The 12643-nt window shown below is 59.9% G+C and carries 9 protein-coding genes; 4 read left to right on the forward strand and 5 right to left on the reverse strand.

Annotated features, from left to right (window positions below; translation table 11 throughout):
• Positions 1-166: 166 nt before the first annotated feature.
• Together macA and HBO41_RS21875 are read left to right on the forward strand one after the other, a co-directional pair.
• The gene (gene macA / locus HBO41_RS21870) at positions 167-1318 is read left to right on the forward strand and encodes a macrolide transporter subunit MacA (protein ID WP_169987694.1); all 1152 of its coding nucleotides are present in this window, start codon (positions 167-169) and stop codon (positions 1316-1318) included.
• A 3-nt stretch (positions 1319-1321) separates the two neighbouring features.
• Positions 1322-3280, forward strand: a complete 1959-nt coding sequence (locus HBO41_RS21875; protein WP_169987696.1) for a MacB family efflux pump subunit — start codon at positions 1322-1324, stop codon at positions 3278-3280.
• 935 nt (positions 3281-4215) lie between these two features.
• Here the strand turns inward: HBO41_RS21875 and HBO41_RS21880 are convergent.
• Together HBO41_RS21880 and HBO41_RS21885 are read right to left on the reverse strand one after the other, a co-directional pair.
• Positions 4216-4893, reverse strand: a complete 678-nt coding sequence (locus tag HBO41_RS21880; protein ID WP_169987698.1) for a LuxR C-terminal-related transcriptional regulator — start codon at positions 4891-4893, stop codon at positions 4216-4218.
• 233 nt (positions 4894-5126) lie between these two features.
• The gene (locus HBO41_RS21885; protein ID WP_169987699.1) at positions 5127-6371 is read right to left on the reverse strand and encodes a methionine gamma-lyase; all 1245 of its coding nucleotides are present in this window, start codon (positions 6369-6371) and stop codon (positions 5127-5129) included.
• Between the two features lie 123 nt (positions 6372-6494).
• Here HBO41_RS21885 and HBO41_RS21890 point away from each other — a divergent pair, with 123 nt between their 5' ends.
• On the forward strand, positions 6495-6965 hold the full coding sequence (locus HBO41_RS21890) for an Lrp/AsnC family transcriptional regulator (RefSeq protein WP_017136655.1): 471 nt from the start codon (positions 6495-6497) through the stop codon (positions 6963-6965).
• Positions 6966-6984: 19 nt separating this feature from the next.
• Here HBO41_RS21890 and HBO41_RS21895 read toward each other — a convergent pair whose 3' ends face one another.
• A complete protein-coding gene (locus HBO41_RS21895; RefSeq protein WP_169987701.1) occupies positions 6985-7755 on the reverse strand; it encodes a helix-turn-helix transcriptional regulator in 771 nt (256 codons plus the stop codon).
• 98 nt (positions 7756-7853) lie between these two features.
• On the opposite strand from HBO41_RS21895, the gene HBO41_RS21900 reads away from it, so the two are divergent.
• Positions 7854-8984, forward strand: coding sequence for an MFS transporter (locus HBO41_RS21900; protein ID WP_138453900.1), 1131 nt, complete (start codon positions 7854-7856; stop codon positions 8982-8984).
• On the opposite strand, the gene HBO41_RS21905 is transcribed toward HBO41_RS21900, so the two are convergent.
• A complete protein-coding gene (locus HBO41_RS21905) occupies positions 8974-11121 on the reverse strand; it encodes a TonB-dependent siderophore receptor (protein WP_169987703.1) in 2148 nt (715 codons plus the stop codon). The genes HBO41_RS21900 and HBO41_RS21905 overlap by 11 nt on opposite strands.
• Positions 11122-11660: 539 nt before the next feature.
• Positions 11661-12557, reverse strand: a complete 897-nt coding sequence (locus tag HBO41_RS21910) for a helix-turn-helix domain-containing protein (protein WP_099550140.1) — start codon at positions 12555-12557, stop codon at positions 11661-11663.
• Positions 12558-12643 lie beyond the last annotated feature (86 nt).

A 12643-nucleotide genomic window follows, 5' to 3' on the forward strand; every position in this document is an offset into this window, starting at 1 on the left:
AGCGGATTTGCATACACCTGGGATCTGCTTTTCTGTGGGAGCTGGCTTGCCTGCGATGCAGACACCTCGGTGTGTCAGGCACACCGAGTTGATGTTATCGCAGGCAAGCCAGCTCCCACACTGGACCGTGCCGTTGTAGGCCCTCTTCATCTTTTTATGGTCATTTATGGAAAAGTCAAAGTTTCGCAAAATTGGAATGCTCGCGGTATTGGCTGTTGCCATTGGCCTGGTGGTGTACACGGTGCAGGCACCCGCCGATGCGCCGCAGTACCTCACTGCCACGGCTGAGCGCGGTGATATTGAGAATGCTGTGTTGGCCACCGGTTTGCTTGAGGGCATCAAGCAGGTCGATGTTGGCGCGCAGGTGTCGGGGCAGTTGAAGTCGCTCAAGGTCAAGGTCGGCGACAAGGTGAAGAAGGGCCAGTGGTTGGCGGAGATCGACCCGCTGATTCTGCAAAACACCTTGCGTAAAGCCCAGGTGGATGAGGAAAACCTGCAGGCCCAGCGCCGCGCCACGGCGGCGCAGCTCAAGCAGGCCAAGTCGGTGTATGAGCGCTATAAGGGCTTGCAGGTGGATGAGTCGGTATCGCGCCAGGATTTTGAAGACGCCGAGTCCACTTTCCAGGTGCAACAAGCCAACCTGTTGTCGCTGGATGCGCAGATCAAAAGCGCGCATATCCAGATCGATACCGCCAAGGTCAATCTGGCGTACACGCGCATCGTCGCGCCCATTGACGGCGATGTAGTCGGCATCGTCACGCAGGAAGGCCAGACCGTGATCGCCAACCAGTTGGCGCCGGTGCTGCTCAAGCTGGCCGACCTGGACACCATGACCGTCAAGGCCCAGGTGTCGGAGGCCGATGTGATCCATATCAGCCCCGGCCAGCAGGTGTATTTCACCATCCTGGGTGAAGCCGACAAGCGCTACTACGCCAAGCTGCGTGGCACGGAGCCGGCGCCGCAGAACTTCCTCGAAACCCAGACCGCCGGTACGCCCAAGCAGAACACCGCGGTGTTTTACAACGCGCTGTTCGACGTGCCTAACCCGGACCATCGTCTGCGCATCGCCATGACCGCCCAGGTGCGTATTGTGCTCGACACTGCCCAGGCGGCCTTGATGGTGCCGGTGGCGGCGCTTGGTGCGCGCAATAACGACGGCACTTACCCGTTACGGGTGCTGGACGCCAAGGGCAAAGCGCTGTCGCGGGATGTGAAGACCGGCATCAATAACAACGTCAAGGTGCAGATCCTGGAGGGCCTGGCCGAGGGCGACAAAGTCGTGATCGGCGACGCCAGCCCAGCTGTGGCGGGGAACTGAGCCATGACCCAACCCCTGTTGGAGCTCAAGGGCATTACCCGCAGTTTCATGGCCGGCGAGCGCGAGTTCATCGCACTCAAGGGCATCGACCTGACGATTCATGCCGGCGAAATGGTCGCGATCATCGGTGCCTCGGGTTCCGGCAAATCCACCTTGATGAATATCCTCGGCGGCCTGGACTACGCCACCGCCGGCAGCTACAAGATCAACGGCATTGAGACCCGCTCGCTGGGCGATGAACAGTTGGCGGAACTGCGCCGGGATTACTTCGGGTTTATCTTCCAGCGCTACCATTTGCTCGCGCACTTGAGCGCCTTGCATAACGTGGAAATGCCGGCGATCTACGCCGGTACGCCCGAGAGCCAACGGCACAGCCGCGCGCGCGACCTGCTTACGCGCCTTGGCCTGGCGGGGCACACCACCCACCGCCCGAGCCAGCTCTCCGGTGGCCAGCAACAGCGCGTAAGTATCGCCCGGGCCTTGATGAATGGCGGTGAGGTGATCCTCGCCGACGAGCCCACCGGCGCCCTCGACACCCACAGCGGCAAGGAGGTGATGCGCATCCTCGCCGAGCTGCACGCGGCGGGGCACACGGTGATTATCGTCACCCACGACCCCAAGGTCGCGGCGAACGCCCAGCGGATTGTCGAGGTGTGTGATGGCGAGATAGTCAGCGACAAGGCCAATGACAGTGTGGGGCTGGAGTTGCCCAGCGAAGCGCCGATTGAGCCCAAGCGCAGCGGCGCTCGGCGCCTGGTGGCGAGCCTGGGGTTGTTCAAGGAGGCCTTCAATATGGCCTGGGTCGCGCTGATTTCCCATCGCATGCGCACCTTGCTGACCATGCTGGGTATTGTCATCGGCATTACCTCGGTGGTGTCGATTTCAGCGATCGGCGAGGGGGCCAAGCGTTATGTGCTCAAGGACATCCAGGCGATTGGCAGCAACACCATCGATATCTTTTCCGGCACCAGTTTCGGCGACAGTCGTGCGTCGGCCATCGAGACGTTGATGCCGTCGGATGTGGAGGCGTTGAATCAACTGTATTACGTCGACAGCGCCACGCCGGTGGTAGGGCGCAACCTGTTGCTGCGCTTTGGCAATATCGACCTGGATGCGCAGGTGAATGGCGTCAGTGATCGGTATTTCAAGGTGAAAGGGCTCAAGTTCGAAGCCGGGATTGCCTTCAGTGAAAGTGATGCGCGGCGTCAGGCGCAGGTGGTGGTGATTGACCACAACACTCGGCATCGCCTGTTCGGGCCGAACGTGGACCCACTGGGGCAGGTGATCCTGGTTGGGAACCTGCCGTGTACGGTGATCGGGGTGACGGCTGACAATAAAAACATGTTCGCTGCCAGTAAGGCGTTGAACGTGTGGGTACCTTATGAAACGGCGGCGGGGCGGCTGTTGGGGCAGCGGCATCTGGACAGCATTACCGTGCGTATCAAGGATGGGCAGCCGAGCAAGGTGGTGGAAGACAACGTTAACAAGCTGATGCTGCAGCGGCATGGGACCAAGGATTTTTTCACCAATAACCTTGATAGCATCATGCAGACGGTGCAGAAAACCAGCCGCTCCCTGGCGCTGCTGTTGTCGCTGATTGCGGTGATTTCGTTGTTGGTGGGTGGGATTGGGGTGATGAATATCATGCTGGTGTCGGTGACTGAGCGCACCCGTGAGATTGGGATTCGCATGGCGGTGGGGGCGCGGCAATCGGATATTCGCCAGCAGTTTCTGGTGGAGGCGGTGATGGTGTGTTTGATCGGCGGGGTTATTGGGATTTCGTTGTCTTACGCCATTGGGTATCTGTTTTCGCTGTTTGTGAAGGAGTGGGAGATGGTGTTTTCCGTGGGGTCGATTGTGACGGCGTTTGCGTGTTCGACGTTGATCGGGATTGTGTTTGGTTTTGTGCCGGCACGGAATGCGGCGCGGTTGGACCCGATTGAGGCACTGGCGCGGGATTGATTGGCTTTTGGTGGCGGTTTGTCGGCGTGTATATCCGTTATTTGGGTAACGGCGGCTTATGGTTCCGCTCTTACAGCGGGTCACTTTTGGCAAACGCCCCAAAAGTAACCAAAAGGTCTTCGCCCCACCACTCGGTGCCTCGCTTAGGCTCGGCATGCCCGCACTCCGGCTTGAATCCGTGGGCCGCCGCGATGGGCCATCCTTGGCCCAGCGCGGCTAACCCGGCGTCCTGCCGGGTTACCCACGGATTCAAGCCTGCATTCGGCCATCGTGGTTAACGGGGCGCCTCAGATCAAAAGCAGATCAAGATCAAGATCTACAGCACGGCGGCCTGAAAGCCGACCTGAGTGGTTAGATCAAAAGCGAAAAGCGGATTTGCATACACCTGGGATCTGCTTTTCTGTGGGAGCTGGCTTGCCTGCGATGCAGACACCTCGGTGCTTCAGGTACACCGAGTTGATGCCATCGCAGGCAAGCCAGCTCCCACCTTTGACCGAGTATGGCTCTGCTGTTGCTGTTGCTGTTGCTGTTGCTGTTGCTGTTGCTGTTGCTGTTGCTGTTGCTGTTGCTCTGGCTCTTACATCCTTTTCGATGACGAAGTCAGCGGTCTTTTGATCTGCGCTTTTGATCTTGATCTGAAATCGCCCCGTCAAACACGATGGCCGGAATCTGACAGGGATTTGGGGGGGTAAACCGGCAGGGATGCCGGTTTAGCGGCGCTGGGCCAAGGATGGCCCATTGCGGCGGCCCCCCAAATCACTGGCGGATTGCGGGCATGCCGAGCCACAGCGAGGCACCGAGTGTTGGGGCGAAGACTTTTTGGTTACTTTTGTGTCTCTCTCTACAAAAGTGACCCGCTGTAAGAGCGGAACCATAGGCAGCCGTTACCGCAGCAACGGATATGTACACCACCAAAAGACAACCCACAGCCTGATCTAGAGAGCCGCGGCTACCCCCTCATCACCCGCATACATCCACCGCAACAACGAATGCCGCCCGCTGATCCCAAGCTTGATCGCCGCCCGCTTGAGGTAGCTTTCAATAGTGTTGACCTTCAACGCCAACTGCTCCGCCAACTCCGGTGCAGTCCGCCCGGCCAGCAAACCCACACACACATCCAGTTCTCGATTGGACAAGGTCAACCCCGATTGCACCAGACGTTCTTCAATGCGCCGACGCAAGGTTTCAAGCCCTTGATTTTCCGCGACCACAGGCGATCCGCCCTGGCGACACGGCTGGATCGCAGTGATGTGTTTCTCGACCATGGGCAGAAGCAGCGTCGAAAAATCCTCCAGCATGCTGCGTTCCTGTGGCGAAAAACTTTCCGACTGATGCGAGCGATACACCGACAACACATAACGCACATCGTCCTTGCGGCGTGTGAGGTGCAATTGGGCAGCGGGTTGTGCTTCGCCCAGCGCCGTCACCGAGTCGGTGTAGACCGGGCTGATCCGGCGTCGGGTGTGCCCTTCGGCACTGACCTGCAGTTGGGTGATATGGGTAGCGTCCACTGCCAGCTGGGTCAGGATCAAGTCATGCAGCATGCGCGGGAAATGGCGGCTGCCGGTGCTGGCGATGACCTTGCCTATATGAGGGAACAGGTGTGAGTTCATCAGTTCGTCCATGAATGTTGAGTGCAGGTATTCATCCTTATAGCGACGGGGTTTAACAAGGTAACCAATGTGAATAACCTACAGTGATAATGCACCCGCCGAGCACCTATGCTAGTACAGCCAGGGAAATGCATGGGGATCCAATCGGCAAAAAAAACAGATTAAAAACGCATAACGGCGGTCGGACCAGTCCGACCACCGTCTGTAGGAAAGGATTACCTCAACCGTAGGCCCTATTTCACGGCGTGTTCTTCCACCACGGCCCGGCGCGGTGCCGCACGCGTGCATTTGGCCAGGGCCTGGTGGATATCGGCCAACAGGTCGGCAATGTCTTCAAGCCCGACCGACAAGCGCACCAGGCCTTCGCTGATACCGTGTTGTGCGCGTTCTTCGGGGGTGTAGGTGGAGTGGGTCATGCTCGCCGGGTGCTGGGCGAGCGACTCGGCGTCACCCAGGCTGACGGCGCGGGTGAACAGGTTGAGGGCATTCATGAAGCGCCGGCCGGTGTCGATGCCGCCCTTGAGTTCAAACGCGATCATGCCGCCGGACTGCTTCATCTGCCGCGCTGCCAGGGCGTATTGCGGGAAAGAGCGCAGGCCCGGGTAGGTGACCCACTGCACAGCAGGGTGTGCTTGCAACGCTTCGGCCACCGCCTGGGCGTTGCTGCAATGGCGGTCCATGCGCAGGGCCAGGGTCTTGAGGCCGCGCATCAGCAAGGATGCGTCCTGCGGCGACATCACCGCGCCGGTCAAGTCCTTGAGGCCTTGCAGGCGAATACGTTGTGCCAGCGCCTGGTTGCTCACGGCGATACCGGCGGTGATATCGCCATGGCCGCTGAGGTACTTGGTGGCCGAGTGCACCACCACATCGGCCCCCAGTTCCAGTGGCCTTTGCAGGTAGGGGGTGCAGTAGGTGTTGTCGACCACCACGGTGACATTTGGCTGTTGGTGCGCCAGCTCGGCCACGGCGGCGATGTCCACCAGACGCAGGTTGGGGTTGGCCGGGGTTTCGCAATAGACCATGCGGGTGGCAGGGGACAATGCCGCGCGCAGGGCGGCCAGGTCGGTGAGGTCGACGTGTCGCACCCGGATGCCGAACTCAGCAAGGCCATGGTGCAGCAGGGCAAAGGTGCAGCCATACAGGGTCTGGCTGACGATCACTTCATCGCCCGGGCGCAGCAGGGTCCAGAACGTTGCGGCAATCGCACCCATGCCGGAGCTGAAGGCCACGGCAGCTTCGCCGTTTTCCAGGGTTGCCATGCGTGATTCCAACAGTGCCAGGGTCGGGTTGGAAATGCGTGTGTAGAAGTGGCCGCTGACTTCCCCGGCAAAACAGGCAGCGCCATATTCGGCGGTGGGGAACGCGAAGGTGGCAGATAAATAGATCGGCGGTACGAGGGCGCCGTGATGGTCCTTGGGGTCGTAACCATGGTGGATGGCGCGGGTAGAAAAGCCGAATGTATTGTGTTTGTTGTTCATGTCGGACGCTCCTTATTTCCTACAATGCTATGCTCATAACTAGAGTTGAACATTGCAAAAAACCCAGGAAAATCCCGGATTTCGGGGCGAATAATCGACAAAAACAACAAATAGAGGCACGTTATGCCCGTGAGTCTGGACCGCACCGACAAAGCCCTTTTAAACGCCTTGCAAGGTAATGCCCGCTTGACCGTGGCCGAACTTGCCGACCGCGTCGCCCTGACCACCTCGCCGTGCTGGCGACGGGTGCGCAACCTGGAGGAGAGCGGGGTGATCAGCGGCTATCAGGCGATTCTGTCGCCCAAGGCGCTGGGGTATGGCGTGACGGCGTTTGTCAGCATCATGATGGAAAGCCACACCCAGGAAATCGCCCGGGCATTCGAGCAACGGCTGCTGGAGATTCCCGAAGTTGTCGCCTGCCACAACGTGTCGGGGCGCTATGACTTTTTGCTCGAGGTGGTGGCCAAAGACCTGGAGTCGTTTGGCGAGTTTGCGCGTGAGGTGTTGCAGACGTTGCCCTGTGTTAAAGAAATCTACTCAAGTTTTTCCTATAAGTCGGTGCGGCCTTTACGGGTGATTCCGCTACCGGGCTGAAGCGGCCTCATGCACGCCCTCAGTCGACTTTCAAATACCCGCGTGGCGTGCTGCCGGTCATGCTTTTGAAGAAGGCGATCAACGCGCTGTCGCTGGCAAAGCCCAACTCGAACGCGCAATAGCCCTGGTTGCGTCCGATGGCAAGCAGTTCGATGGCCCGCATCAGGCGCCACTGCTGGCGCCATTGCTGATAGCCAAGGCCGGTTTCCCGCAGGAAAATCCGGCCGATGGTCTTGGTGCTGGCACCTATCTGTTTTTCCAGGGCTTGCAGGGTCGGCGGTAACCTTTCCAGATCGGCGAGCAAGGGCGCCAGGCGTTTGTCCTGGGGCAAGGGCAGGAGCATCGGTTGTGCGGTGGCCGCCTGGATTTCATCCAGGCACAACGCCAGCAAATGCGCGTAGCGGCCCGTTTGCCAATCGGTGTCGAAGGGCGCCATCGCTATGGGTTCCAGGACTGCGCGAAGCAATGGGCTGACCTCGATCACCCCCACCTGTGCAGGCAATTGATCGGCCAGTGCCGGGCTCAGATACACCGAGCGATAGTCCACGGTTTTGTGCATCACCGCGCGATGCGGCACGCCGCACGGGATCCACGCGGCGCGCGAAGGCGGCAGCAGGCACAGTTGGTTGTCCAGGGTGATACGGGTGCAGCCTTGGCGCGTGAACAGCAGTTGCCCGCGCTGGTGGCGGTGCAGGCCGGAGTCGTGATCACCGAGCAGGGCGGCAATGCCGATGACCGGCGCTGCCAGGTGGTCGGGATCGAAAGTAGCGTCGGTGGCGAGCCAGGCCATAGGTTGTCCGATTTGATGGGTAAATTGTCAAAGTCTGGATAATACTCCAATCGACAGTCCTTACACTTCTTGCGCTGTTTCAAGCAAAGGAGTTGGGGATGAAGGTTAAATTTTTTTTGCCACTGACGGTCGCGTTGCTGATGTTCCCGCAACTGGCCCAAACGCTCTACAGCCCAGCGCTGGAAGATATCGGCCGGGCGTTTGCGGTGGGGCCGGAGCGGGCCGGGCAGACGTTGTCGGTGTATTTCCTGGCGTTCGCTTTTGGCGTGGTGGTGTGGGGCCGGCTGTGTGATCGTTGGGGGCGGCGGCCGGTGATGCTGGCCGGGTTGGCTCTGTACGTGGCTGCCTCGGTGCTGGCCTTGGGCATGACCAGCTTCAACGGTTTGCTGCTGGCTCAGGCGTTGGCGGCGTTTGGCGCGGCGGTCGGTTCGGTGGTGACGCAGACCGTGCTGCGTGACCGTTTCAAGGGCGTGCAATTGGCCCAGGTATTTTCGCTGATGGGCATTGCCCTGGCCGCCAGCCCGGCCGTGGGCCTGTTCACGGGCGCCAGCCTGGTGCAGTTCTTCGGTTATCGCGGTGTGCTCAGTGGTTTGTTGCTGCTCTCGCTGAGCTTATGGGCGTGGTGCGTGTGGGCGTTGCCCGAGACGCGTCCAGCCTCGATGCCGACGGCCGCGCTGGGCCAGACGTTGCGGTTGCTGCTCAGGGATGCCGGGATCTGGCGTTCGGTGGGGCTGGTGGCGGCGTTCAATATTGCGCTGTTCAGCTATTACAGCGTGGGGCCATTCATCTTTTCGCGGCTGGGTTTGTCTGCCGCCGACTTCGGCTACAGCGGCGTCTTGCTGGCGCTGGGCTCCGGGTGTGGTGCGTGGCTGAACAAGCGACTGCTCAAGCGTGGGGTAAACGGCGAGCGATTAGTGCTGATCGCCGCCGGTGTCGCAGTGCTGGGTGGCTTGCTGGTCGTGCTGCTGCAACACAGCGGGTTATTTGTCTGGCCGATGCTGCTGGTGGTACTGGCATTCGGCATGGCCATCCCCAATGTGCTGGGGGCCGCGCTGGTGGCCTACCAAGATCGTCTGGGCACTGCCGCCGCGCTGTTTGGTTTGTTGTATTACCTGGTGATCGGCGCTGGGTTGACCCTGGTCGCCTGGGCCCAGGACCTGGGTTGGAGTCTGTTGGTCTGTGGTTTGGCGGCGCTGTGGCTGGCAGCGCCGCGCAGGCTCAGAAGTTAACCGAAGCACTCAGGCGCGCGGTCAAGGGCGCGCCCTGGAACAGGTAGTCGTCGCCCAGGTATTCACCCGCATCGCGCCAGTAGCGTTTGTCGAACAGGTTATCGACGCTGAGGCGGAACACGGTCTCATAGCCGTCGATTTTGGTGGTGTAGCGGCTGCCGACATTCACTACGGCGTAGTCGCCCACTTGCACATTGCCGGTGCGGTCGGCGTACTTCTTGGCGCTGTATTGCACGCCGCCCAACACGGCCAGCCCATTCATCCATGGCAGGGCGTAATCGGCATACAGGCTGGCGCGCAGTTTGGGGACGTTGAGCGCCTGGTGGCCTTCGTAGTCTGGCGTGCCGCTGTTGTTCACGCGGGCACGAATCGCCGCGACGCTGGTGGCGATCTGCAGGCGGTCGGTGGCCCAGCCGTTGGCGGAGAGTTCCAGGCCGGTGTTTTTTTGTTCGCCTTGTTGGACGTAGATAAACTCGAGGCCTTCGGGTTTTGCGTATTGATAGGCCTGGCGGGTCTGGAATACGGCGGCGGCGAAGCTGATGCGGTGCCAGTCGTATTTCACGCCGGCTTCGATTTGCCGGGACACGGTTGGGGCCAGGGTTTCATCGGGAATTCGGGCAAACCACGGTGCCGTGCCGCCCAATGACAAGCCCTTGCTGTAGCTGGTGTACAGCGAGATATTTTCCACGGGTTTATAGATCAACGAAGCTTGAGGCAGGAATACGTATTGCTGGGTGTGGCGCGCCTGGTTGCCTTGGTCATCGTAGGCTTTTTCATCCAGACGCACTTCGCGCCCACCAATGATGGTTTGCCATTGCTCGTTGAAGCGGATGCGGTCGGTGACGAACAGGCCGTACTGACGGCTGTCGAGGTTGCGATGGCTTGGGTTCAGCGGCTTATCAGTAGGCTCGAAGGTCGGTGCGTCTTGGTTGATATTACCGCTGCCGATGTATTCGTTGACGGACTTGCGCTTGTCGATCACCCGGCGAAACGCGCTGGTGCCGAAAGTCAGTTCATGGCCCAGGCTGCCGGTGTCGAACAGGCCTGTTATTGCCGCCTGTACTTCATCATCACGGCGGGTGTCGTCGGGGCTGCGGTAGTCGTAGACGTCGTAGTCGCCTTCCGGGCTGAAGGTGTTGGCGTTGCAGCTACCGACGTAGTAACAGCCCCAGGCAAACGAGCTGTAATCATCAATCACCACTTTGCTGTGGGCGGCACTGAGGCTGCCTTTCCACTGATCACTGAAGCGGTATTCAAACTTGCCATTGAGGTTCAGCGAATCGATGCCGACCTGATGGGAACCACTCTGGTGCCCCAGCAATTTCTTCGGTGACGCGTCATGGGGCACTTCGGTGCCGCCCAGCAGTTGATAACCCGGCACGGAGCGCTGTTGCTTGTTCTGGTATTCCGCGTCCAGTTGCAGCACCGCGTCGGGGCTGATGTTCCAGTCGAAGGCCAGAGACACAAAATCGCGCTGGCCATCGGCGTGCTCGACATACGAATTGAGGTCTTCGTGGGCGACGTTGGCGCGCAGGCCGAATTGCTGCTCGCTGCCAAACCAGCCACCCACGTCGGTGGCTATGTAACCGCTGCCTCGGTCATCGGTGGACACGGTAACCGAGCGCACATCTTCCGGGCGTTTTGTCACGTAGTTGATCACGCCGCTGGGTTCGGAAATACCGCTTTGCAAACCCGCCAGGCCCTTGAGCACTTCGACCTGCTGCTTGTTTTCCAGGGCGACGTTTTGCTCGCCAGTGATGGTGCGGCCGTTGATTTTGTAGCTGCTCGCGGCGTTCAGTGAGAAGCCGCGGATCACGAAGTTTTCGTAGTAGCCGATGGGGGCGTAGCTGTCGCCTACCGAGGCGTCGTTGCGTAGCACTTCGCTGAGCAGCCGCGCCTGCTGGTCTTTGATCAGTTCGGCGTTGATCACGGTGATTGATGCCGGAGTGTCCAGCAACGGCGCTTCGTTGAAGCCGCCGACCGAGGCGCTGTTGGTGCGATAGCCGGAGTCTTCCTGGCCCTGGACGTTTACCGCCGGTAGTTCGATTTCAGCGGCCATGCTGTTGCCCAGGCTGCCGCTGAGTAGCAGGCCAAGGGCGAAACGTGAGGTAACGACGGGACGAAAACGCACAACCATGGGGGTAGGGCCTTAAAGCGCAGGGCGGGGGGCGCATAAGCTAGGGGGATGTGCTGGGATTTACAAGTTATTGAGAATGGTTGTGTTGTGTACATATCCGTTGCTGCGGTAACGGCTGAGTAGGGTTCCGCTCTTACAGCGGGTCACTTTTGGCAAACGCCCGGAATGCCGGCCCAGCCAAAAGTAACCAAAAGGTCTTCGCCCCACCACTCGGTGCCTCGCTTAGGCTCGGTGTGCCAGAACGAAGGCTTGAATCCGTGGTTAACGGGGCGCCTCAGATCAAGATCAAAATCTACAGCACGGCGGCCTAGTAGCCGACCTGAGTGGTTGAATCAAAAGCGAAAGGCGGATTTGCATACACTGAAGAGCTGCTTTTCTGTGGGAGCTGGCTTGCCTGCGATGCAGACACCTCGGTACATCAGGTACACCGAGTTGACGCTATCGCAGGCAAGCCAGCTCCCACCTTTGACCGAGTATGGCTCTGCTGTTGCTGCGGCTCTTACATCCTTTGGCCCCCAGGTCAGTACCAAAAACACCCGTCAACCCAAACGCCTGAGCGTCTCACTGGGCAACTCCCGAAACAACGCCCGATAACTCTGGGAAAACCGCCCCAAGTGCCAGAACGACCAGTTCATCGCCACCTCAGCCACCGTGGCCCGAGTCGAGCTCAACAACTCACGCCGCGCCCCGTTCAACCGGCGCAAGCGCAACCACTGCGCCGGGCTCATTCCGGTGTAGGTCTTAAAGCCTTGCTGCAATTGGCGTAACGGCACACCGGCGATCTGCGCCAGTTCCAGCAGGTTGGCGGTTTCATCCGGCGCATCCGCCGCCCATTCACCGATACGCGCCATCAACAGGCGCTCGTCGCTGCGCCGCTGCAACGAGCTGCGGTCCAGGCACACACAAGCGTTGTCGAGAATAAACAGGCAGTCATCAAGCAATTGCTGGGTGAGGGCATCACGGCTGATAGGGTCAGTCAGCGCAGACAGCCGTGTCAGCGTGCCACTGAGCCATCGGGTGAACAGCGCGTTCTGCTGGCACGTCAGCGGTGCCATGAACAACCCCTCAAGTTTCGCCACATCCAAACCATGGCGCTGCACGAACTGCGGGCCGAATACCACCGCGACTTCGCGGTAGTTTTCCGGGGTGATCCAGGTGTTGCGGCTCTCGCCATTGAGCATGTACAGCGCGTTGTCGCTGCCATCGAAACAGAACGCCAGGGAGCCCGGTGGCGCATTGAAATGCTGCTCCACGCGAGTGTTCATGCACTCTTCGTAAACCTCGACGCCGTGCAGGTCGAGGTAGCGGATCTGCCCGGCAAAATGCCCTGGGGACATCTGCTGGTACTGCTGCACCCAACCGGGTGTCGCACTGCATTGAGCGGCCACATCACCGGTGGTGAAGGCCTGTACGCGCAAAGCTGTTGCCTGTGTCATGGGTAACCTGGGCGCACTCTATTGGTGCGTTATGGTTCGTGCAAAGTGGATAGATGCCGTTTGAAGGCTGGCCCAAGATAGACCTC

This window comes from Pseudomonas sp. WS 5146 (assembly GCF_012985495.1).
GTDB lineage: Bacteria > Pseudomonadota > Gammaproteobacteria > Pseudomonadales > Pseudomonadaceae > Aquipseudomonas > Aquipseudomonas edaphica.